A 23,465-nucleotide genomic window follows, 5' to 3' on the forward strand; every position below is an offset into this window, starting at 1 on the left:
AAAAAAAGAACATGCTATTCTAATACAAGAGAAATAAAGGAGGTAGACATATTGAAAAAAATTCCTTGGTCCGGTTATGTGACCGTGTTGATTGTCATCATCTTGTTCATATCCAGTTCGATGCCGTATGAAGAGCAATCCTTAAAACCCGGTTTGTCTCGATACTTAAATTTAGATTTCGTCGAACAGTTGCGGTTCATTTCCTTTGATTATCACGGAGAGGTCAGTGTCGCAGCACTGGGGGCGTCCGGATTCGTCGAGTTTTTTATTCGAAAGGCTGCCCATGTCTCGATTTTCATCGTGCTTGGAATCGCGCTGATTGATCTGACCATACGGTTGCTTCGTCCTTACCTGTTGGCGGGACTATTTGCGTACACGGTAGCCATCACGATTGCTGTCTTTGACGAGTTCCATCAGATTTTGACGGGCGGACGGACAGGACTGATTCAAGATGTCTTGCTCGATGGAACAGGTGCCTTGATTGGTATTGTATTGTATTTTTCGTTTTGGGAAAAAAAGACAAAAAAACATTTGGTCCGGATATAAGTCTTCTGTCCTAGTTTTTTTAAAAGTCAGCAGGTGTTCACGCGGTGAGGTCGAATCATTAAGGCTAACACGATTAACAAAAAGGAGTGAATCGTATGCAAGGACCTCATCTATTGATCACGAGCGCCGGCCGTCGCGCGAAACTGGTCGAATACTTTGTCCAAGAGTTTAAGACGGGACGTGTCAGCACTGCGGATTGTAATCCATTAGCACCGGCACTATATATGACGGATCAACATTACATCGTACCGAGGATAGATGAGGTTAATTACATCGACCATTTACTGCAGTTATGTCAGATGGAAGGTGTGACCGCGATCATGTCACTGATTGATACGGAACTCGGTTTACTGGCACGAGCGGCTGAACGTTTCGAAGTACTTGGTGTGACCGTTGTCGTCTCGCCTTTTGAAGCGTGTCAGCTCTGCTTGGATAAATATACGATGTATGAGTATTGTCTCAATCGAGGAATCGCCCACGCGAGAACGTATCAGGCACTGGAACCGTTTCGTGAAGCTCTTTCTTTAGGGGAAGTCCACTTACCAGTCTTCGTCAAACCGCGTAGCGGAAGTGCCAGCATCGAAGTCAGGCAGGTCGAGACGTTCGAAGAGGTAGAACAGTTATTTTTAAAAAATACGGATTTGATCGTTCAAGAACTACTGGTTGGTCAAGAGCTTGGTGTCGACGCCTATGTGGATTTGATATCGGGCCAAGTCACATCGATTTTCATCAAGGAAAAGTTGACGATGCGAGCCGGTGAGACCGACAAAAGCCGTTCGGTCGTCCGAGAAGATGTTTTCGAATGGATTGAACATGTGTTAGAAGATTCCGGACTGGTCGGTCCCCTTGATTTTGATCTGTTTGATGTTGCGGGGACGCTGTATCTGTCAGAAATCAATCCACGGTTTGGTGGGGGGTATCCTCATGCGTATGCGTGTGGTGTCAATTTCCCGGCACAACTGTTCCGTAATTTACTGCACCAGACCAATCCGCCGGAGATCGGGCAATACGCGGGTGATTTGTATATGCTAAAACATGATACGGTCACGTTGATTTCAGCGGCCGAACTGCAACACATTAAACGGTAAGCGCAAAAAAACGAGGAATGATTTCTTAGAGAAATCCATTCCTCGTTTTTTTTTGTGAAAAGAACTACGTCAAGAAATTGAAATCCGGGCTCGTTTCAAACACTGGACCGCCGATGTCCAGCTCCCGAATAAGGCGTTGATGGTCGACGTGCTTGGGACAGACCGTCCTTCCGCCCATTTCCGGTAATGGATGATGCTGAGGGCAGGGAGCTCGCGCTGAGCTTGTGTCAATGCATCGAGCACATCTTCCTCGACCCACTTCCGGCGTGGTGGTGCAATGTCGAGGCAAGCGAGGGCATCGACCCACGATCCATACTTTCGGGCAATCGTCGCGACCGTCGGATGTCCGTTTTCCTGCGCCCAAATCGAATAGGTCTGGGTCGTCAAGCGCGGAAGGACGTCCGATGCTTCGAGGAGCGCGTTGATGATGCGTTCTTCCGTCATACAGATCGAACGTGTCATCTCGATATGTGCTTCCTCAAGGGCCCGTGACCATGACCCGAAACGTAGATTGATTAACGTCAATGAGGGACCATGTTTCGCTTTTGCCCATTCCCGGTAACTGTTGCTGTGGAAGGGATGCAGACGTTCCGATGCTTCTTTGATGAACGCCAGGATTTCCTGATCGGAATAGTATGGGCGGATCGATGATAACCCAGCAGCATGTAACGCTTCACGCCATGAACCAAACACGTTGATGATCGTCGTGATCGACGGGATTTCTTTTCCGGTAGACCAGCGGGCGTAGGTTTTTGCATCTAAAGCAGGATAGGCGATACTCGCTTCGATTAAGCTATCGATTACTTGTTGTTCTGTCCATTTCTTCATGATGTCATACCCCTTTCGTGTAGGTGTTCGTCTAGGTGTGGGTACTTTCTTGTGAGGTCGTGCGACGGCGTGTCGCATAAATCAAAAAGCTGAGCCAGATGAAATAAAATCCGCTTGGTCGAATCAGGACACTTTCCGTGAACTGCAGCAACAACAACCAAAGGCTGAGTAACAACAAGATGACCGATAAGGAATCGTCGTGACGGTAATCCCGAATGAACCGGACAAGCATCAAGAGGAATGAAGCGAGATACAGCAACAGACCGATTAATCCGAATTCATACAGGTAGACGATCGGTGTACTGTGGAACGTATAGAGTGTGCTTGGTCCGAGTTGTTGTTCGAGTCCGACGACAGAAGAACCGAGACCATGTCCAAACCAAAATCGATCCACGGAAGCGCTCAGACCGGCTTGCCATAACGCACTACGTCCGTTGAGACTGATCAATTGCGCAAACAATGCATTGTTGAAAGAGATGGAACCAATCAGGATACCGGCACCTAACAGGTAAAGACCGGTGACCTGGTACCGCAATCGTTTTTCTGGAATCAGTAAAAGGGTCGTCAACAACGCGAGCAAACAAAATGAGTAAATGCCAGTCTGAGAAGCACTGAGTAATAAACCGATGAAAATCAACGACAGGACCAATCCGAAAAAGACGAGCGACCGAAGGCTACGTCGAGCGAGTGCCTGCAAGACATACATCCAGGCGATCAGACCACCGGGAACGAGCCAGGCCGCAAACGCGTTCGGGTTATTGGTCAAACTGGCAGACCTTAGAAAACCACCTTGTTCCCCGACATAAAGCTGCGACAAGGAAATCGGACCGAGTCGTAACGATTGGATGTTATCGATCGGTACATATTCCTGTCCGAACGAGACGAGTAAGGCATAAGCTGCAAGACATAAGGCTTGGTATAAAAGAATGAGGTTCAACAGTTGAAACCAACTGACGAATGAGCGAGCAGTGAGTGATAGGACGATGATGACAAAAAACCACGTCGTAAACAGATGGAGTAACGAAAGCGAAGAAGCGGTAGCTGGGCGAAATAGAAACATGATGGTGTGAAACGTAACATACAGTAAAAATAAGGTAACGAGTCGTTGTGTCAAAGCACGTGGTGGAAAATACATCGGACGGGTGACGAGATAAAAAACGACAAATAGGACGAGATAGACGAGTGTGATCAGTACATTCCAGTGATTCGGCAGGACTTCATCCGTGAATGATAACGGACGTGTCCATAAATCGACCGTCACCCAAAGTATCAGGATGAATAAGCCAATCGATTCAGGTATATTGACTGATTTTAACATCATTACTAGTATCTATCCACCCTTCATATAGGACTTATTACCGATTTTGGAGGTTCTTAATCATCAAATTTGTATTTACCCTTAATTTATTGAATATTTGCGCTTTTATTGGATGATTTTGATGAAACGGCGATCATTTTTATGTGAATCGTCTTTTTTTCGTGAAACAATCTTTTTCGATGAACTAACGATATGCAAGCATGATGACTCCTCAAAAAAATATAATCATTTCCATCAAGCTCTAATTGTTTTGGTAGCCGTTTGGAAATAAGGTGTAACCATAACCAATGTCCAGCGAACGTGTCAGGTAACGAGAAAGAGGTGAACAACGTGAATTCCATTCATCAAAAAAAGACATTCAGCGACCATGTGACGACATTAAAAAAAGGCTGGTGGATTTTCTGCTTACTGGCCATGTTATTAGCGGGTGCCGGATATGCCGTCAGCACCTACGTGATTCCTCCGACGTATGAAGCAACCGCCTACATCCTTGTCGTCCCACAGGCAAATGCGGAAACGACATCGACGACGACACTTGTCAGTACCTATCAGGATATCTTACGAAGTCCGGAAGTCATCGATCAAGTCGCCCAAAAGATGGACGTGACCGATAAACGGATCTTCGATTTGACGGATCGCCTGACCGTCGCAAGTAACTTGGACTCCCAAGTCATCGCCTTATCGGTCACCGATCGGTCAGCCGAGCAAGCGGCGATTCAAGCCAATACGATGACAGAAGTCTTTCAGGATTATGTCCCACAGTTGATCAAAACGAGTAGTACGGAAGTCTTCTCGACTGCCCGGATCCCGACTAAACCGGTCTCCCCAAACATCCTGATGAATACCGCGATCGGCGGGATCCTTGGTCTCTTATTCGGCTTATTGATCGTCTATTCCCGGGCGCTCGGAAAAAAGTCAGTCGCTGAAGAAACGAAAGAAACCGCCTATCCCCAAGCTGTCAGCCGTCCAAGCCGTTCATGAATCGAGAAAGGAGGAGCACATCATGCAGCCCCCACCATTTCAGCAGTACCGCAGACATGTCAAGATCGGTCTGCTACGGTTGATCGATGCGACGGTCATCATCGCAGCGACCGTCGTGACGTTCTATTTCTTTAATCCTCTTAATCTCACGGCAAACTTTGAACTGATTGATGCCGTCGAAATCGCCTTGATTCAATGGGTCGCACTGACGCTTGTCGCTCACTGGATGCGCTTTTATCAAATCATCTGGCGATATGCGAGCCTCCGGGACTTAGGTGTCTTACTCGTCGTCGTCGTCGCGAGCAGCTTTGTCCTCCTCGGACTGGAATATGCATTATTCGACTTTGCCGTCGAACGAGCCGTCTTTCTCCAGACCGGTCTTGTCCTGAATGGGATCTTGTTCGTCCGACTGTTGATCCGTGGACGCAGCCTGGAGCTGAAACGAGAAAATCGGACGCTTGGGAAACGGACCTTGATCATCGGTGCCGGTGCCTCGGGACAGATGATCACGAAAGAGTTGAAACAGAAAAAAGCGCATATCCTGAACGTCGTCGGACTCCTCGATGATTTGCCGGAACTAAAGGGGATGATGATTCATGGTGTACCGGTCATCGGTACGATCGAGCAGCTCGAATGTATCATCGAAGAATTCAAAATCGAGGCTGTCGTCCTGGCGATTCCGTCCTTATCCTATCCCGACCGGGTCAGCCTGCTGAACCGGATCAAACAGACGAAGGTCGAAGCGCATACGTTACCGATGCTCGTCGAACTGGCCTCCGGTCAAGTCTCCGTCAATCAAATCCGGGAAGTATCGATCGCCGATCTACTCGGACGGGAGCCGGTCGAACTCGATATCACGGAAATCGAAAAAAGCGTCAGTCAGGCGACGGTCCTCGTGACGGGAGCGGGTGGGTCGATCGGATCAGAAATTTGTCGCCAGCTTGTGAAGTTTAAACCGGAACACCTCATTTTACTGGGTCATGGTGAGAACAGTATCTATCTGATCCGGCGGGAGCTCGAAGCCACGACGGAAGGCATCACGTTACATTCGGTCATCGCCGATGTTCAGGATGCGGACCGGATGATGGACGTGATGCACCGCTTCAAACCGGATCTCGTCTATCACGCAGCCGCCCATAAACATGTGCCGCTGATGGAAGATAACCCAAGTGAAGCCGTCAAAAATAATGTCTACGGGACACGTAACGTCGCCGTGGCAGCAGAAGCAGCGGGCGTCAACCGGGTCGTCATGATTTCGACCGATAAGGCGGTCAATCCGACGAGTGTGATGGGGGCGACGAAACGGATTGCCGAGATGGTGATCCAACAGATCGCAAGGAACAGTCAAACGACCTTTGCCGTCGTCCGGTTCGGAAACGTCCTTGGGAGCCGCGGGTCCGTCATTCCTCTCTTTAAGGAACAGATCGCAAAGGGTGGTCCGATCACCGTGACCGATCCCGCGATGACCCGGTACTTCATGACGATTCCAGAGGCAAGCCGGCTCGTCATCCAAGCCAGTGTTCTCGCTGAAGGGGGCGAAGTATTTGTCCTCGATATGGGAGAACCGGTCAACATCACGACCCTGGCCCGCAACTTGATTCACCTGAGTGGTTTTACGGAAGAGCAGATCCCGATCGTCTACAGCGGTATTCGTAAAGGTGAAAAGTTGTATGAAGAGTTACTCGCAACGGAGGAGGTCCACGAAGAGCGGGTCTTCGAGAAGATTCTCGTCGGTAAGACATGCCCGTTCGGATCAATTGATCCGTATCTGCGCAACATCGCGGCAGCAATCGATGATGAACAAGCTTTACGGACGTATCTACTGGAAGCGACGAATCGAACCGACAAGATGCCGGAAACGATTCCACCGGCGATTCGGATCGCCCGGGAATGAGGGGGAGACGATATGAAATCAGCCCGGCAACTCTCACGTTTTAATCTCATCTTCATTGCGGATACGGCTTACTCGCTCCACCAATGGATGATTTTGACGCTGTTGATCAAATGGAGTACACCACTCAACATCGGTTACTTCAATTATGCTCTCGCCTTGACGGCACCAATCGTCATGTTTTGTTGGCTGAATGCCAGTACGATTTTGACGGCGGAACGGTCGGGGTTAAAAAACTTCAATTTGTTCATCAAAACACGATTTTCCTTATTGACGGTCGGCGTCTTTGTCCTTCTCGTCGTCTATTATTTCTTCGGAGAAGCCGACATTCTGTGGCTGACGTTACTCGTCTATCTGAATAAGTACATGGAGTCGTTTGCGGATCTCGCATATGGATTCCTACAAGGACACATGGCCTTCAAGGAAGTTGCTGTCTCGAAGATTTTCCGAAGTCTCGTCAACGTCTCGGGTGCGGCCTTGATTCTGTTCACGACCCATTCGATTCACGGTTTCGTTCTCGCTTTGGTCGCCGGTAACCTGATCATGCTGATTCTTTACGATTTACCGACCGTCCGGCGTGTCGGTCACGGATTCGAAAACCAGCTGATGAGCGAGCGGTATCAGACGGGGCGACAACTGTTCATCAAAGCTGTCCCACTCGGCTTCGTCGCCTTGTTGATTGCCTTGAATGCCAACATCCCACGCTTGTTCGTCGGCCATGCGATCGGCACGGAAGAACTGGGCTACTACGCGAGTATCGCCTATCTCCTTGTGCTAGGAAGTCTCTTCATCCACTCGCTTGTCGCCGTCTTGTTGCCAAACTTTTCTTCTGAAAGTGGTGAACGGCAAAGCTTACCGGAGTTGCGGAGGCTGACCCGCTCGATGCTACTGATGACGAACGCAGTCGGGATTTTGCTGATCATCGGATCAATCTTTTTTGGGAAGTGGGGACTGACGCTCTTCTACAATGCGTCATTCGTCCAGTACCATACGATTTTCGTCCTGATGATGATCGCGTCGCTCTTTTTCTATAATTCGACCGTCGTTCAAGCGTTGTTGACCGGGTTTCAACAATTCCGGGTCCAGACGATCGCCATCTTCGGCAGTGTCGTCGTCAACATCGTCGCCTGCAGCATCCTGATTCCGATGTACGGCTTGTACGGTGCGACGACCGCGTATGGGTTATGTGCCATCACCCAGATCGTTCTGTTGATTCCCGCGCTCTATCGTTCACTGTATCCCCGGAAACTGGCACTTGCGATCGAACAAAGTAGCTAAAGGAGGAGAAAACATGCGGCCGATCCTGATTGTCGTTGTCCTTGAAGCATTGCTCAGTCAACTGGTCCGACCGCTCTTTTTGACTTCTGAAGGTTACGTGGCGACACTTCTTGCCATCAATTCGGTCCTGTTGATGTTTTATCTGCTGAAACAGGCGGACACGACACCGCTGTTTCTGATTTTCGTGACAGCTTTTCTGCTCCGCTTGACGTTGATGTTAGTCGATCTGGAACTGTTCCGGCTCCCACCACATAGCGGTGACGATACGGAGGCATTCCACCTGGAAGGCTTGTTGATCTATACCGATCCGACGATGTTCAATGAAGTCGTTCGGGGCAGCTATTCGAAATTTCTTGGTCTCTTTTATCTCGCATTCGGACCGGAGCGGATGTTGGCCCAGTATTTTAACGTCATTCTCGGTATTGTTTCGATCGTCATCTTTTCGAAAACCCTGATGTTACTGAGGTTACCGATGCATTACGTGCTGATCGTAACCGGGATGTTTGCTTTCTTCGCGCAAGGGTTGTTGCTTTCACCGATCCTCTTACGTGATCAACTGGTGGCGATCGGGATCGTCTACACCTTGTACTATATGGTGCACTGGACGATGCACAAGTCGATGATGGATCTGGCACTCGCCTATACGGGCTATTTCATCAGTACGATGTTCCATTCAGGACTTGCGGTCGGGATTCTGGTCCTTCTCGTCTACTTTTCCTTCTACAATCACGAGACGCAGCGGATGGATTTCGAAGCGTCGAAAGTCCAGCGTTTGCTCGTCCAGGTCGTCATCGTCGGTTTTATCGTCTACAGCTTCCAGGAAGTATTGTTCGCGAAATTCACCCACGTCTCGGAAAACGGGCAACTGTTCAGCGGGATGAGTTACGACCGTGGGGGATCCGCCTATCTGAACGGATTGACCGTGACAGGGCCACTCGACATGATCTTGTACGCGCCGCTCCGGATGATCTACTTCCTGTTTTCACCGTTTCCATGGCAATGGTCGAGCGTGATGAACATCGCGATTTTCTTCGCGGACGCGGTGTTTTATCTCGTGCTGTTTGGTCTGACGATCTTGCACCTGAAGTATCTGAAACAACATCCTTTTGGCAGTGTGCTTCTGTTCATGTTGCTTCTGTTTCTCGTCAATGCCGTCATCTTTGGTCTTGGGACAGGGAATGTCGGAACGGCGATTCGCCACCGCTACAAACTGTTTCCGATGCTGTTGATTGTGTATACATCGATTCATTACATCCGCTATCAGGTGATTCATCACTTCGAGGAGGTCGAGAAACGTGCAGAATAAAACGATTTTAATTACCGGGATTGCAGGATTCATTGGATTTCATGCGGCACGTCGTTTTTTAGCAGAAGGGTACCGGGTCGTCGGGCTCGATGAAGTCAACGATTATTATGATCCGACGCTCAAAGAGGCTCGGTTGATCGAACTCGACCCAAAGTGTTACACGTTTTACCGCGTTTCTCTAGAAGATACCGAAGCGGTCGATCAAATCTTTGCGACAGAACAGATTGATTTGGTCCTCCATCTGGCGGCCCAAGCCGGTGTCCGGTACAGCATCGATCGGCCGGACGTCTACATCACCTCGAACATCGTCGGTTTCCTGTCGATTCTTGAAGCCTGTCGGCATCATCCGGTCGAGCAACTGATCTACGCCTCATCGAGTTCCGTTTACGGTTCGAATACGAAGATGCCGTTTGCGACGACGGATGCGGTCGACCATCCACTCAGTCTCTACGCCGCTTCGAAAAAAGCGAACGAACTGATGGCGCATACGTACAGCAGTCTTTACGGGATCAAAACGACCGGTCTTCGCTTCTTCAGCGTCTATGGACCGTGGGGACGTCCGGACATGGCCCTGTTCAAGTTCACGGAAGCGATCGCGAACGGTCAACCGATCGACCTGTACAACTACGGTGAGATGGGACGCGACTTCACGTATGTCGACGACATCATCGAAAGCATCTATCGGTTGATGCAGACGGAGCCGGTTGCGGATCCCCAGTTTGATAAAGCGAATCCACTTCCCGACCGAAGTTTCGTCCCGTACCGTGTCTTCAATATCGGCAGTCACAGTCCGATCCGACTGAACGAATTCGTCGCCTTGATTGAACAGCGGCTCGGCAAAAAAGCCATCAAACATGAATTACCACTCCAAGCGGGTGATGTGCCGGAAAGTTTTGCGGATGTGCAGTCCTTGTTTGAAACAATCGGTTATCGTCCACAGACGACGATCGAAGCAGGCGTCGATGCATTCATCGACTGGTATGAGCAGCATTATCGGCTGAAGGAGGGAGTTCAAGATGGCGCTTAAAGAAGAGTTGTATTATAAATCCCCGATATTCATTCAGAATATCTTAACTTCTCTTTACGGGAAAAAGTTGATGCAGGAACGATATGGTATGGGTTATGAGGAAAAAATCAAAGAATTAAGAGAAAAAGATCGAACGATCGACTACCGGATTGAACAGCTCGAGCGATTGAATGCCTTTCTGTTATTCGTTCAGACACATACACCTTACTACCAAAAACTGTTTCAAGAACATGACATTCGACTCCCCTTCAGCTCACTGGATCAGTTACAGACGATACCGGTGCTTGAGAAGGAGACGCTCAGGCAACAAAATGCAGCATTCCTGTCAAACATCGACGCCCCGGTCCGCGGGCGGACTGGCGGTACGAGCGGAAAGTCACTTCAAGTCGCCTTCATGCGAGAGGATGTCCAAGAACGGATGGCGCATCTCGATTACTTCAAAGAGTTACATGGATTTTATTCCGGCATGCGGCGGGCGAGTTTCACGGGTCGGACCTTGACGGCGGTTGATCAGAAAAAACCGATCTTCTGGCGGATGAACCGTCCGTTGAATCAACTCCTGTTATCGATTTTCCACATGAAGGAAGAAAATTTACCGGCGTATATCGAAGAGTTGAACCGGTTCCGACCGGCGGCACTTGACGGGACACCAACGGCGATGCTTGAAATTGCGCTGTACATGCTCAAACACAAGATTCAACTTGATTTTAAGTTGAAAGCGATCTTTCCAACAGCGGAAACGGTGACACCCGAGATGCGGCGGTTACTTGAAGAAGCCTTCCAAGCACCCGTCTTTGACCAGTACGGTTCGTCGGAAGGGGCACCGATCATCTCGGAGTGTCGCGAGCGGAAACTCCACCTGCACCACGAGACGGGGATCATCGAACCATACGGAGAGGGCGGTGAAGTCATCGTTACCTGTTTTACGACCCGCGGGACGCCGCTGATCCGTTACCGGATCGGTGACCGGATGACGCTGAGTGACGCAATTTGTACATGCGGACTGAACGGTCCGGTCATCGAGTCGATTGATGGTCGCGGAACCAGTTATATCGTCAGTGAAAAGCGGGGCAAAGTATTCGAAGGAGACATCACGACGATCGCCCGTGAATTACCGAACTCGGTCTTACGTCTGCAGGTCGAACAATACGCATTGAATCAAGTGACACTCCGCTACATTCCGGATGAACAATTGTTTGTACCGAAACACGAAAAGATCTTATTACGCGAGATGCACAAGCTCCTGGGCTCCTCGATGCAGGTGACGCTCGAGCCGGTCCGGCAGATGAAGCAGGAACCGAATGGGAAAACACTGATCGTCAGACAGTCGATGAAATAGGAGGAATCCATCATGAATAAGGCAGTCAAACACATCATAGATACGACAGCAGCCGAAACACGATCACTCCCTATCGCCAACCGTTCGATTGCCGTCGTCGGCCTCGGATACGTCGGTCTTCCCGTCGCCGTCGCCTTTGGCGAAAAAACGGAAGTCATCGGCTTTGACATCAAGGAACAGCGGGTCGCGGAACTAAAAGAAGGTATTGACGCGACACTCGAACTCAGTCCATTCGTCCTGAAGAATGCAGAAGTCGAGTACGTGACGGACGCAGGAGCCTTACAGGCAAGCGACTTCATCATCATCGCCGTCCCGACACCGATCAACGCTCAAAACCAGCCGGACTTGACACCACTCCTTCGTGCCTCGCATCTTGTCGGACGACAACTGAACAAAGGCGACATCGTTGTCTATGAATCAACGGTCTACCCGGGCGCGACCGAGGAAGATTGTATCCCGGTCCTTGAGGAAGCATCAGGACTTCAAGCCGGTGTCGACTTCTTTGTCGGCTACTCCCCGGAACGGATCAATCCTGGTGATCACGAGCATACGTTCAAGACGATCAAAAAAATCGTCTCCGCTCAAAACGAAGAAACGCTCGACATCGTCGCGGAAGTCTATGAAGCGGTCGTTGAAGCCGGCGTCCACCGGGCCTCTTCGATCAAGGTCGCAGAAGCGGCAAAAATCATCGAAAATACACAACGTGATTTGAACATCGCCTTGATGAACGAACTGGCAATCATCTTTGATCGAATGAATATCGACACACTTGAAGTCCTCGAAGCTGCCGGGACGAAGTGGAACTTCCTTCCGTTTCGCCCGGGGTTAGTCGGTGGGCATTGTATCGGCGTCGATCCATTCTACTTGACGATGAAGGCGGAATCACTCGGCTATCATCCGGAAGTCATCTTAGCCGGACGCCGGATCAATGATACGATGGGGCGTTTCATCGCAACGTCGCTCGTCAAGAATTTGATCAAACAAAACATGGCCGTCCTCGGGGCTCGCGTGACCGTCCTTGGTCTATCGTTTAAGGAAAACGTCAGTGATATCCGGAATTCAAAAGTCGCGAACCTCGTCAAGGAAATCGAAGAGTTTGGAATCGAAGTCCAAGTGGCGGACCGGCTCGTCGCAAAAGAAGAGGCACAAAGAGAATACGGCATCGATTTAGTGGATCTTTCGGACTTAAAACCGGCAGACGTGGTCATCTTCGCCGTCTCCCATGAAGAGTACGTCGAAGGGAACTGGCTGCTCGCGCAACACTTGCTCAAAGTCGGTCGCGGAATTGTCATCGATATCAAAGGGATGCTGACACCAACAGACAAACCGGAAGGGGTGCATTTATGGCGACTCTAAAAATCCTCCAAGTCTGCGCCCTCGATACGACGGCAGAAACGATGCTTCAGCCTTTGTTGCTCGCTCTCAAAAATGCCGGACACGATGTCGGAATTGCCTGTGCGGACACGGGAGCGGCGGACAAACTAGCCGCTCAAGGGTTTACGATGCATGATATCCCGATTGAACGGAAAATCGACTGGACAAGTAACTGGAAGACGATTCGCTCGATCGTCCAGATCTTAAAAGACGAACAGTACGACGCCGTCCATGTCCATACACCGGTCGCAGCGGCGCTCGGACGAGTCGCTGCCAAACGGGCCGGAACGAAACATATCGTCTATACGGCACACGGTTTTTACTTTCACGAAAAGATGGGCCGCGTCACCTATCAACTGACGTACTCGGTCGAGAAGTGGCTCGCCCGGTTTGCGACGGACTACCTGTTGCTCCAAAGTGCCGAAGACTACGAACTGGCGAACCGGAAACGGTTCAAAAACACGACCCGGCTGATGCACCTCGGAAACGGGATCGATTTGACCCGCTTTTATCCCAGCCCGCGTCAGACGAATGGTAATTTTACGTTTTTGTTCATCGGTCGGATCGTCGAAGAAAAAGGCATTCTCGAACTGTTGAACGCGTTTGAAGAGGTCGTTGCGGTTCAACCGGATACGCGGCTCGTCATCGCCGGTGAAATGATGGCAAGCGAACGGGATCAGACGACGAAACATACGTTCATGAAACGGATCCGGGAGATTCCCAACATCGATTATCTCGGTTTCGTCGAAGATGTGCCGACGCTCCTCCATCAGGTCGATGCCTTTGTTCTTCCCTCACATCGCGAAGGTGTTCCACGCTCCATCATCGAGGCGATGGCGACGGCAAAACCCGTCATTGCGACGAACATCCGCGGTTGCCGTGAAGAAGTCATCGAAGGGAAGACCGGTTATTTGGTAGAGGTCCGGGATGAGCAACAGTTGACCCGGCGGATGCTCGATCTCGTTCAGCATCCAGACGCGGCATCGGAAATGGGACGGGCAGGTTTTGAACGGGCGATGAAACACTTTAACGAAGCAGATGTCATCAAGCGGCAACTCGATCTCTTTTCGACCTTATAAAAAGGAGGACGCCACCATGAAACGGACATTCGATTTCACAGTCAGTCTACTCGCTATCCTCGTCCTGCTGCCGGTCTACCTGTTCGTCGCCTTGTTCATCTTTACGAAGCTCGGACGCCCGATTTTCTTTAACCAGGTCCGTCCCGGCTATAAAGGCGAACTGTTTAAGATCTATAAATTCCGGACGATGTCGAACGAGACCGATGCGGACGGTAAACTACTTCCGGACGCCGAGCGGATTCCGAAATCGGTCGAATGGGTACGGCGGTTGAGCCTGGATGAAATCCCACAGTTTTTTAACATTCTTCGGGGACAGATGAGTTTCGTCGGACCACGCCCGTTGCTCGTCAGTTACTTGAACCACTATACACCGGAACAAATGACCCGCCACGACGTCTTACCGGGTCTGACCGGTTGGGCACAGATCCACGGGCGGAACGCAACGACCTGGCAAGAACGACTCGAACAGGATCAGTGGTACGCAGCGAACCAGACGTTCCGACTCGATCTGTATATTTTGTTGAAAACTGTTAAGATTGTCGTCTCTTCAGAAGGGAACTCGACCGATCATCAGACGGGAATGGGCGAATTCAAAGGACTTGACGGGGGTGTCCATCATGATGTCGTTAAGCGCTGAACGATTGATCCATGATCCGCGGGAATGGAATGCCCTCGTCGCGCGTTACGCTTTAGATTGTTATTACGACTACGCCTACTTCGAGCTCGCGGAAGAACCGGCAGCGATTCCGGAGATGTATATCTACCCGACAGAATTCGGCATCCTGCTTTATCCGTACCTGAAACGAAAAATCGATGGAACGAATTTTCAAGACATCACGACTCCCTACGGGTACGGCGGACCGGTCTTCATCGGCATCTGGTCCTGCGATCAAGTCGAGGAGGTCCGGCAACAATTCCGTGAGTATTGCCATGCGGAACAGATTATCACCGAGACGATCCGCTTTCATCCGGTACTTGAAAATCAGGAACTCGGTCAAGTGTGGTGTGACACGGCAAACATCTTGCAGCAGACGGTGACGGTCAAGTTGACGGATCCGCTAGACGTAATTGAAAAGCGTTTTTCCTCGATGACGCGGCGAAATATCAAAAAAGCCCGACGCGAAGAGGTGACGGTCCGCGTTGCCCGTCCCGAAGAATATGCAAGTTTTATCCATCTGTATCGGTTGACGATGGAGAAACGTCAGGCCGATGCCCGCTATTACTTCGACGATGATTACTTTCAGCAACTGCAAAACGGGCGCTTACCAGCAGAATTGCTCGTTGCCGAACGAAACGGTACGATCATCGCCGGTTGCATCGTCCTCTACGGACAACAATTCGCCCATTATCACCTCGGGGCGTCCGATCCAGCAGAACTCGCCGCCCGTCCGAATCATCTGTTGTTCGCCGAAATGATCCGCCGGGCCAAGCACCTCGGAAAAACGGCCCTTCATCTTGGTGGTGGGACGACGCGGGAAAATACCGACAGCCTACTCGCTTACAAACGTTCCTTCAGTGATCTGCAGACAGCGTTCAGCCTTGGAACGTCGATTTTAAATCCCATGGTATACGAACAATTGTCGAACCGGCACTTGGAGCATCACGGATCGTCATCGCAGGACTGGTTTCCGCTCTACCGGACCCCAGTGCGTCAGCTGTCACGAAGAGGGGGGGAGTCATCATGAAACGTATTCCATTATCAATTCCACATCTCAGTGGTCAGGAAATACAGTATGTCACGGAAGCACTCGAAACGAACTGGGTGGCACCGCTTGGTCCGAATGTCGAAGCCTTCGAAGCGGGAATCCGTACCTATAGCGGTGCAGAAGCCGCACTTGCGACGAGTAGCGGAACAGCGGCCATCCATTTAGCGTTAGCGACGCTTGGCGTGACGGTCGGAGATGATGTCTTCTGTCAGTCCTTGACCTTCATCGCCTCGACCAACCCGATCCGGTATGTCGGTGCACGCCCTGTCTTGATTGATTCAGAACCAGACACGTGGAACATGTCACCTGCCGCCTTGCGCCGAGCGATGATTCAAGCGGCGACACGTGGCCAGCTCCCAAAAGCTGTCATCGTCGTTCATCTGTACGGGGTCGTCGCAAAAATCGAGGAGCTTGCAGCAATCTGTCAGGAATATGATGTACCGTTGATCGAAGACGCAGCGGAATCGTTAGGATCGACCATTAATGGTCGGATGACGGGCACGTTCGGCACGTTTGGTATCTACTCGTTTAATGGCAACAAAATCATTACGACGTCAAGCGGCGGGATGTTGGTCTCGTCTGATTCAGGTTTGATCGAACGGGCGTTTTATCTCGCGACGCAAGCCCGGCAACCGGTCTTACATTACGAGCATACGGAAGTCGGCTTTAATTACCGGATGAGTAACGTATCGGCCGGAATCGGACGGGGACAACTCGAAGTGATCGAGGACCGGATCAAGGCACGCCGGACGATTTTTAACCGCTATGTCCGAGCGTTTGACGGCGTCGAGGCACGTCACTACCAACAGGAAATCACCGGTAGTCGGGCGAACCGGTGGCTGACGGCATTGACGGTACCCGGTGGAACGGAGCAACGGGATCAATTGATTCTACAGTTGCAGCAAAAAAATATTGAATCGCGCCCCGTCTGGAAACCGATGCACCTGCAGCCGGTCTACCGGGATGTGCCGTACATCACGGCGAATGACGTGGACGTCAGCCGTCGTTTGTTTGAAGAAGGGATTTGTCTACCGTCTGCTTCGCAAATGACGTTTACCGAGCAGGCGCTGGTCATCCGTTCGGTTCGTCAAGGACTCGTTGAAGACGTTCGGCGAAATGTGCAGCTATGAATGTATGGGAGGGAGACATCGTGATGATCGATTTGGAGGAAGCGATTGAAGCACTCCGTCTCGCTGCGAACGGGAAAAATGAACTGACGGCAAATACCTACTTTCGCTGGCAACTGAATACACAGTACCCAAGCGTCGCAGAAATCCTGATTTTATTCGGATCTTGGCAAATTGCTCTCGAGCGAGCCGGAATCGGTCACGTTCGGGTAGCCTTTACTAAATCGGATATCATCGAGGCCTTACGCGCTGCGAAGGAGGAACTGGAACCCTTCACGAGTGCGACGTACCGTGAATGGGCCCAGCAACATCAGGCGCCGAGCTTGACCGATATCGTCCATCAATTCAACTCGTGGCAGCAGGCATTATCGGAAGCAGAAATCCTAAAGGAACGGGTGCAAGAGATGGAACGCCGGATCATCGAATCGTTACTCGAAGCGCAAGAACTCTTACCTGTTTTGACAAGTCAGACCTATATGAAATGGGCAGTTGGAAAAAACCGACCGACTGTCGCGACCATCGCTAGACGGTACGGATCCTGGAGTAATGCGTTAGAAATCATCGGTATTGAACAACCCCGCAAACGTTGGACGGAAGAAGAAGTACTTCGCATCCTGACCGAAGCGGCAGATGAACTGGACGGTTTGACGATTGCCCATTATCAACAATTCAGTGTGGGACGGGATACGCCGAGTATTGGTGTCATCACAGCCTTATTCGGCAGTTGGAGTAACGCCGTGATGATCGTCTCGAACCAACGGCAATCGTAAATCGACTTGATCCGAAAGAGAAGGGGAAATCAACATGAGAAAATGGAAGTGGCTGATCTTAACGCTGTTTGGTATCGGGTTGCTCGTTTTTTTCGGATCAGGTGGGTACGTCTATCATCAGGACAGTCAGACGGTCGAGGAAGTGGATGAACCGGTTCAAGCGAGCGTGGAAACGGCAGCATCGGGCCAATCGGATACGGACCAATCGGATACGGACCAACCGGATACGGACCAACCGGATACGGATGAGAAGTCAGACAAACCAACCGAATCGAAAGCATTATCGTTTTTATTGCTGGGTGTCGACCAACGCGGTAACGAAGCAGGCCGGAGTGACACGATCATCGTCGTGACGGTCAATCCGGAAACGGGTTCAAGCAAGATGCTCAGCATCCCGAGGGACTTGAAGACGGAGATCATCGGCAACGGTTCAACGGATAAGATCAATCACGCCTATGCGTTTGGTGGACCAGAGATGGCACGTGAGACCGTCGAACACTTACTGGATCTGCGAATCGACTACTTTGCAGAAATCAATCTCGAGGGCTTCACAGACTTAGTGGACGCAGTCGACGGAGTGACGGTCGAAAATGATATCAATTTCTCCTATTACGAGATGCAGTTTCCAAAAGGGAAGTTGGCGTTAGACGGGAAAGAAGCACTCGCTTATGCGCGGATGCGTTATGACGATCCGCGAGGCGACTTTGGGCGGCAGATCCGTCAGCGGCAAGTCGTCCAAGCCGTCGCTGATAAATTGACGGCTGACTTTTCATTGATCCGTTTCAACGACGTCTTGAGTGTTCTTGGTAAAAACGTCAAGACGGACATCCCGTTTCAGGTCGTCCGGAAACTCGCGACGGATTACCGCGCCAGTTTAAAAAATGTCGAAACGTTATCGCTTGAAGGAAGCGGGGGGATTGAATCAGATAAGATTTATTACTGGCATCCGACACCAACGTCTCTGAAACAGGTCCGGACGACGTTACAGAACGAGCTTTAATGACGAACACTTTTCGTAAACCAATCGGAGCTGAATCAAAAGGGATTACTCTTTCTTTTACGTGCTTTTTCATGTAGGAGTCTCGTGCATCAAATGATTGTTTTGAAATGAAAGCAGGGAGACGGATTTTGATATCCGCCTCCCTGCTTTGTATAAAACCGATGCTTAAGTGAACCTGAACGGTCTGTTTTTAGTTTTTTGAGCGGACAATCGTGCGGACGGGCAGGAACTTAACGGTCGCATAGATGAAATACAAAACCGTCATGATGGCAGCTGCACTCCAGACGAGTTGATAATTCACACCCGTCGTACCGAACCGGAGACCGACGAGAGCGGGCACGATCAACGTCAGCCAGCTGAGTACGATGGCGACACGTGCCGTCAAGGCATCGATGTTGAGGTTTAATCCCATACCGAGGAAGAACAGCCCCCACAGGATGAACCAGAAGACCCATGTGGCGCCACCGATCCAGTCACCTGTACTGAAGCTGACTCCGGCATAGAAGAGGGCAGCGATGGCGACGAACAACGAAAACCAGCCGACGCCACTGCCATCGAGTCCAAATAAAAACGTGATCCCGACATACAGATACGTAAAGGCAAACAAGTAGATACTGGCATAACCGAACGTCAACGCCGGATCACCGGCTGCTCCGATGACGAGCCATGTCGCGATGAAGGTCTGCAACAACCCGGTCAACAAACTGAATAGACCGGCACTCTTCAAATTGACTTTGCCGAACAACGACAGACTATTTAGAAAGAGCGCAACGCCCCCGAATAATAAACTTACATTTCCCACATGAATTCCTCCATTAAGACGTCAGACGTCTGATTGTTAGCTTAACCATATGATGAATTCGCTTCCAATGCAAGTAAATTTTCGATGGGGAAATCAAGCCGAAAAAAGACTCTTGATGTCCCTTTCAGAAGAAAGCGAATCCAAGAGTCTATTCTTAACGATTGAGGACGGAGCGTAACGTCGTCTCCGTTTGGGGGAGCGTTCCTTTTAACGTGACAAGACCGTAACGCGTCGAGCCTTTTTTGATGAAGAAGACACGTGTATAGGCTGATTCCGGTGTATACCCCGTCTTGCTGGCGTAGACACGCGTGTCTCCCGGAAGTGACGTGTTCGTATGGTACCACGTCAACGTCCGTGCATACGGTCCTTTAACGGCGGTCTGGTACGATTTACGTCCGCTGACCGTCATCAAGTAACTGTACTTGGCATACGTATTGGCAAGCTTCTGCATATCAGCTGCTGTCGTATAGTGGCTTGAATGATAAAAACCATGTGGATTCATGAAATGACTGGCGGACATGCCAATCGCTTTCGCCCGACTGTTCATCATGGAAACGAAGTTCGATTCCGAACCGGCTGTCCGGACCGCGATCGCTTTCGCCGCGTCATTGCCGGACCGGATCAGCATCCCGTTCAAGAGTTGGCGCATCGTGACTTTGTCACCCGACCGGAAACCAGCGGAACTGCTGTCGGCAGGAACGGACAACATCGAATATGTCAGTGTGAATGTCTGATCGAGTGTCCCTTTTTGGGCAGCCGCGTCATAGGCGACAAGGGCCGTCAATAATTTCGTCGTACTCGCCGGGTATCGGCGGGCAAAACTTTCTTTCGTCAGTTCATAGCCGGATGATCCAAGCTTGAAATAGCGCATCGAAGCAACCGGATAGCTGCCACTTGATGGCGCAGGTGAGCTGGTTGTCAGTTTTCTGGCGACCTGGTCGGAGACATAATAATAATTCACGGTCCCTTTGACCTTGTACCAGCCATTCGAATAAGAAACGGCGTTGAATGTAGACTTGTATGTAGCAAGCCGTTTGATGTTTTTAGATGAGGCTGTACTTGGTGATGTTCTGACATTGGCACCGGCTGTCGAGTAGACGATGATTTTGTAGGTCTTGACGGAACTGGTCCCGACTTTCGCCGCCACCTGGTTCGAGAGGTAGCGATAGGCGTTTCCGTCCTTGATCTTGTACCAACCGTTTGAATAGGAAACAGCTGTAAATGTGGCCTTGTACGGGGCGCGACGTGTGATTGTCGCGGATGAACTCGTACTTGGCTTCGTCCGAATGTTCGCACCAATCGTCGATGTGACGATGACCTGATAGCTGGCAGCTTGAGCAGGTAAGGCTGGGAGACATAATGTAATAAGTAGGACGAGTGTCAAACAAATCCTGAATAATGACTTCATAAAAATCTCATTCCCTCCTTTTGCAAAATATGTTCTTATCATAAAACAAAAAAAGGAAATTCTCTTTTTTTTCAAAAAAGTTACTCTTCCTACACCGGAAGCATGAAACCCGGTAACATAGGGAATGAGAGCAAAAGACGTGTTCAAGGAGGAAATCAGATGAAAATTGCAGTCATTGGTTTAGGGGATATCGCCCAAAAAGCGTATCTGCCTGTTTATGCAGAGCGGACGGATTTAGAGGTTTACCTCGTTTCGACGGACCGGGAAAAAGCCGAGCGATTGCGGACGGCCTATCGGTTCGCCGGAACGCTTGATTCGATTGAGGATGTGATCACAACCGGGATTCAAGTGGCGCTGATCCATTCAGCGACAAAGGTTCATGCCGAGCAAGCCGGACAGTTACTGGCTGCCGGCATCCATGTCTACATCGATAAGCCGGTTTCGCTCGAAGTCGAAGAAGTCCGGGCGTTGACAGAACAAGCAGCAGCCAAAGGGTTACATTTCATTACCGGTTTTAATCGCCGGTTCGCATCGGCGCACCGTGCCTTGCTTGAAGTCAAAGAGCCGAACGTAATCGTCATGCAAAAAAACCGGACTTCCTTCATCGAAGATGCCAAAACGTTTATCTTCGACGATTTTGTCCATGTCGCGGATACGCTTCGTTTCTTGACGGGACGCGGGAAAATCGAGAACCTGCAAGTCCGCGGCAAAAAAGAGGACGGTCTATTACACCATGTCACGATCCAGTTCGAAGCAAATGGCATCACGGCGATCGGTATCATGAATCGGAACAACGGGGTGACGGAAGAACGGGTCGAAGTGATGGGACCAAATGAAAAACGTGTCGCAACCGACGTCACGTCGGTCGAACAGATGACAAAGGGTGGAACACTTCGATTGCCGCTCGATAACTGGGAACCGACATTACGCAGACGTGGTTTCGTCGAGATGGTCGATGCGTTCATCGAGACCGTCCATGGTCATCCATCGGCATCGGTGACAGGGGAAGACAGTCTGGCGACGCACGAACTCTGCGCGGAAGTCGTCAAACGGTTGGACGAATTGTAATCATATTCGAACCGGTCATGTCGTCCGGGACAACATCAAAAAACGAACGGTTTCTCTCGACCAAATGAGAGGAATCGTTCGTTTTTTGTATCTTGTTCTGATTAGATTTTTTTCAATTGATAGACAAGTTTTCCGCCGGGACCTTCGAACGTCAATGTAAAACCAGATCGGTTAAAGACGTAACTGACAAGACCTTCCGATAAGGCGAGGCGGGCGGACAAATCCGGTTCGAAGCGAATCGATTCCGTGTCATTGCGGGGCGCGTCGACCATTCCAAAGTCTTGATAGTCAATCGTTGCAACCAGTCCATCGCGTTTCGCGAAGGAGACGTCAATTTGTCCGGTCGCAGGAAACGATCGTTCTTTCAGACCCGTATCGAGTGTACTCCGTTCGATTTGATAGGTGCCTTCGACTTGTTTCAGTTGAACAAACATCGCTTCTGCGCTTAATTGAAGGGACTTTGCCCGGAGCCGGATTGGATTGTCTTGCGCCAAGGCGAGTTGGTCGATCTTCCGGGCAATCTTAACGACTTCTTTGAAGTGATAGCTCGCTAATGCCGTTTCAAGCTGCACCATCAGTTTGGCAGGATCGTGCATCGTATCTTGACGTGTCGATTGATCGACGGCTTGCGTGTACTGTCCGAGCTCGAGTTCGGACTGGACGCCGGATGGCGGCACTTCTGTACAACCAGCCAACAGGACACAAAACAGAATGATCACGAATTGTTTCATGCCTTCACCTCCGTGCGGACGATATGTGTGATTTGCAGATGATCCGTATGTAACCGAACGTTGTACCGGACATCATACGTGACCAGATGTTGACCGGCTGATCGGGTCAGTTGATACGTCTCGACCGTCTTGATTTGAAACGATGCGCCCTTTGAAACAAACCGTTCGAAGTCAACGGTGTGCGGACGGGGAGGAATCGGGCTGTCAGACGCAGCTTGAATCGTCTGTAAGGCGGCGACTTCCGAATGAAACGTCTCGAGCGTCGCGAATTGAATCGCCGAGAACGTCTCAAGCGTATCCGTTGTTTTCGAATAGGTGGCGGTTTCCGGCACTGTTTTCGTATACTGGCGGACAAATTTCAGGACGTCGTAAGACGCCGGTGGGTCTTCTGACGAATAGGTTTGGTTATAGGCAGACATGTCATCGGACCAGTCTGCTATCGGTGAAGCCTGAACAGGCGGAGCAAGCGTCGTATGCGTGGATTCCGTTTGCGTCAGCCCGTACCAGGTGCCGACAGATCCAAGACCGATGACGAACACGATGATGAAGGATAACAAGCGTCGACTGGACGCAAGGGGATTCGGTGGGTCCAGTGTTTTTGTTTTTTTGAGGACAGGGTGTTTGCAGTAGGAACACGCTGTCTCGTCTGTTTCTAAAGGGGTTCCGCAAAGTGAACAACGTTCCATTGACAAGCCCTCCTAACGAACTCAAGAGTATATTGATGAAGATGAATCGTATTTTTGAATATCTTATTCAGAATAACATTAATTGGAAATCAAATCAAAAGCAGATTGTCTA

At 50.3% G+C, this 23,465-nt stretch carries 22 protein-coding genes; 16 read left to right on the plus strand and 6 right to left on the minus strand.

Annotated features, from left to right (window positions below; all coding sequences use genetic code 11):
* The first annotated feature begins 51 nt into the window (after positions 1 to 51).
* On the plus strand, positions 52 to 546 hold the full coding sequence (locus KNQ13_RS05575; RefSeq protein ID WP_251027344.1) for a VanZ family protein: 495 nt from the start codon (positions 52 to 54) through the stop codon (positions 544 to 546).
* Positions 547 to 641: 95 nt separating this feature from the next.
* Positions 642 to 1,634 (plus strand): ATP-grasp domain-containing protein, encoded by a 993-nt coding sequence (locus KNQ13_RS05580; protein ID WP_209548183.1) that lies wholly within the window; start codon positions 642 to 644, stop codon positions 1,632 to 1,634.
* A 69-nt stretch (positions 1,635 to 1,703) separates the two neighbouring features.
* On the opposite strand, the gene KNQ13_RS05585 is transcribed toward KNQ13_RS05580, so the two are convergent.
* Together KNQ13_RS05585 and KNQ13_RS05590 are read right to left on the minus strand one after the other, a co-directional pair.
* Positions 1,704 to 2,462 (minus strand): hypothetical protein, encoded by a 759-nt coding sequence (locus KNQ13_RS05585; RefSeq protein ID WP_209548182.1) that lies wholly within the window; start codon positions 2,460 to 2,462, stop codon positions 1,704 to 1,706.
* 31 nt (positions 2,463 to 2,493) lie between these two features.
* Positions 2,494 to 3,783 carry an O-antigen ligase family protein gene (locus KNQ13_RS05590; RefSeq protein WP_251027345.1) on the minus strand — a complete coding sequence of 430 codons (1,290 nt, stop codon included), beginning with the start codon at positions 3,781 to 3,783 and terminating at the stop codon, positions 2,494 to 2,496.
* A 327-nt stretch (positions 3,784 to 4,110) separates the two neighbouring features.
* Between KNQ13_RS05590 and KNQ13_RS05595 the strand changes: the two genes are divergently transcribed.
* From KNQ13_RS05595 to KNQ13_RS05655, 13 genes are read left to right on the plus strand one after another with little or no spacing between them, the layout of a single operon-like run.
* Positions 4,111 to 4,761 carry a YveK family protein gene (locus KNQ13_RS05595; RefSeq protein WP_071500720.1) on the plus strand — a complete coding sequence of 217 codons (651 nt, stop codon included), beginning with the start codon at positions 4,111 to 4,113 and terminating at the stop codon, positions 4,759 to 4,761.
* A gap of 22 nt (positions 4,762 to 4,783) precedes the next feature.
* Positions 4,784 to 6,655 carry a polysaccharide biosynthesis protein gene (locus KNQ13_RS05600; protein WP_209548181.1) on the plus strand — a complete coding sequence of 624 codons (1,872 nt, stop codon included), beginning with the start codon at positions 4,784 to 4,786 and terminating at the stop codon, positions 6,653 to 6,655.
* Positions 6,656 to 6,667: 12 nt separating this feature from the next.
* Complete coding sequence (locus KNQ13_RS05605; RefSeq protein ID WP_209548180.1) at positions 6,668 to 7,930, plus strand: oligosaccharide flippase family protein; 1,263 nt, start codon at positions 6,668 to 6,670, stop codon at positions 7,928 to 7,930.
* A 13-nt stretch (positions 7,931 to 7,943) separates the two neighbouring features.
* Positions 7,944 to 9,236, plus strand: coding sequence for a hypothetical protein (locus tag KNQ13_RS05610; RefSeq protein WP_209548179.1), 1,293 nt, complete (start codon positions 7,944 to 7,946; stop codon positions 9,234 to 9,236).
* On the plus strand, positions 9,226 to 10,263 hold the full coding sequence (locus tag KNQ13_RS05615; protein ID WP_209548178.1) for an NAD-dependent epimerase: 1,038 nt from the start codon (positions 9,226 to 9,228) through the stop codon (positions 10,261 to 10,263). Before KNQ13_RS05610 ends, KNQ13_RS05615 begins: the two co-directional genes overlap by 11 nt.
* Entirely contained in the window at positions 10,253 to 11,602 is a 1,350-nt protein-coding gene (locus KNQ13_RS05620; protein WP_209548177.1) for a phenylacetate--CoA ligase family protein, read from the plus strand. Before KNQ13_RS05615 ends, KNQ13_RS05620 begins: the two co-directional genes overlap by 11 nt.
* 12 nt (positions 11,603 to 11,614) lie before the next feature.
* A complete protein-coding gene (locus KNQ13_RS05625) occupies positions 11,615 to 12,958 on the plus strand; it encodes a nucleotide sugar dehydrogenase (protein WP_251027346.1) in 1,344 nt (447 codons plus the stop codon).
* Positions 12,946 to 14,055, plus strand: a complete 1,110-nt coding sequence (locus KNQ13_RS05630) for a glycosyltransferase family 4 protein (RefSeq protein ID WP_209548176.1) — start codon at positions 12,946 to 12,948, stop codon at positions 14,053 to 14,055. Before KNQ13_RS05625 ends, KNQ13_RS05630 begins: the two co-directional genes overlap by 13 nt.
* A gap of 16 nt (positions 14,056 to 14,071) precedes the next feature.
* Positions 14,072 to 14,692: a sugar transferase gene (locus KNQ13_RS05635; protein ID WP_209548175.1), complete on the plus strand. Its 621-nt coding sequence runs from the start codon at positions 14,072 to 14,074 to the stop codon at positions 14,690 to 14,692.
* Positions 14,673 to 15,740 carry a lipid II:glycine glycyltransferase FemX gene (locus KNQ13_RS05640; protein WP_071500729.1) on the plus strand — a complete coding sequence of 356 codons (1,068 nt, stop codon included), beginning with the start codon at positions 14,673 to 14,675 and terminating at the stop codon, positions 15,738 to 15,740. Before KNQ13_RS05635 ends, KNQ13_RS05640 begins: the two co-directional genes overlap by 20 nt.
* Positions 15,737 to 16,891 (plus strand): aminotransferase class I/II-fold pyridoxal phosphate-dependent enzyme, encoded by a 1,155-nt coding sequence (locus KNQ13_RS05645; RefSeq protein WP_251027347.1) that lies wholly within the window; start codon positions 15,737 to 15,739, stop codon positions 16,889 to 16,891. Before KNQ13_RS05640 ends, KNQ13_RS05645 begins: the two co-directional genes overlap by 4 nt.
* A gap of 23 nt (positions 16,892 to 16,914) precedes the next feature.
* On the plus strand, positions 16,915 to 17,658 hold the full coding sequence (locus KNQ13_RS05650; RefSeq protein WP_209548198.1) for a hypothetical protein: 744 nt from the start codon (positions 16,915 to 16,917) through the stop codon (positions 17,656 to 17,658).
* Between the two features lie 34 nt (positions 17,659 to 17,692).
* A complete protein-coding gene (locus tag KNQ13_RS05655; protein WP_209548174.1) occupies positions 17,693 to 18,658 on the plus strand; it encodes an LCP family glycopolymer transferase in 966 nt (321 codons plus the stop codon).
* A 190-nt stretch (positions 18,659 to 18,848) separates the two neighbouring features.
* Here KNQ13_RS05655 and KNQ13_RS05660 read toward each other — a convergent pair whose 3' ends face one another.
* Both KNQ13_RS05660 and KNQ13_RS05665 read right to left on the minus strand, forming a co-directional pair.
* Entirely contained in the window at positions 18,849 to 19,460 is a 612-nt protein-coding gene (locus KNQ13_RS05660) for an AmiS/UreI family transporter (RefSeq protein ID WP_209548173.1), read from the minus strand.
* Positions 19,461 to 19,614: 154 nt separating this feature from the next.
* The gene (locus KNQ13_RS05665; RefSeq protein ID WP_209548172.1) at positions 19,615 to 20,868 is read right to left on the minus strand and encodes a serine hydrolase; all 1,254 of its coding nucleotides are present in this window, start codon (positions 20,866 to 20,868) and stop codon (positions 19,615 to 19,617) included.
* A gap of 159 nt (positions 20,869 to 21,027) precedes the next feature.
* On the opposite strand from KNQ13_RS05665, the gene KNQ13_RS05670 reads away from it, so the two are divergent.
* Positions 21,028 to 21,936 carry a Gfo/Idh/MocA family protein gene (locus tag KNQ13_RS05670; protein WP_209548171.1) on the plus strand — a complete coding sequence of 303 codons (909 nt, stop codon included), beginning with the start codon at positions 21,028 to 21,030 and terminating at the stop codon, positions 21,934 to 21,936.
* Between the two features lie 101 nt (positions 21,937 to 22,037).
* Here the strand turns inward: KNQ13_RS05670 and KNQ13_RS05675 are convergent, their stop codons facing one another.
* Both KNQ13_RS05675 and KNQ13_RS05680 read right to left on the minus strand, forming a co-directional pair.
* Positions 22,038 to 22,667, minus strand: a complete 630-nt coding sequence (locus KNQ13_RS05675) for a hypothetical protein (RefSeq protein WP_209548170.1) — start codon at positions 22,665 to 22,667, stop codon at positions 22,038 to 22,040.
* The gene (locus tag KNQ13_RS05680; protein WP_209548169.1) at positions 22,664 to 23,353 is read right to left on the minus strand and encodes a zinc ribbon domain-containing protein; all 690 of its coding nucleotides are present in this window, start codon (positions 23,351 to 23,353) and stop codon (positions 22,664 to 22,666) included. The genes KNQ13_RS05675 and KNQ13_RS05680 overlap by 4 nt, the downstream gene beginning before the upstream one ends.
* Positions 23,354 to 23,465: the final 112 nt, after the last annotated feature.

Origin of the sequence: Exiguobacterium sp. s128 (assembly GCF_018618815.1) — a bacterium.
In the GTDB taxonomy this organism is placed as follows: domain Bacteria; phylum Bacillota; class Bacilli; order Exiguobacteriales; family Exiguobacteriaceae; genus Exiguobacterium_A; species Exiguobacterium_A antarcticum.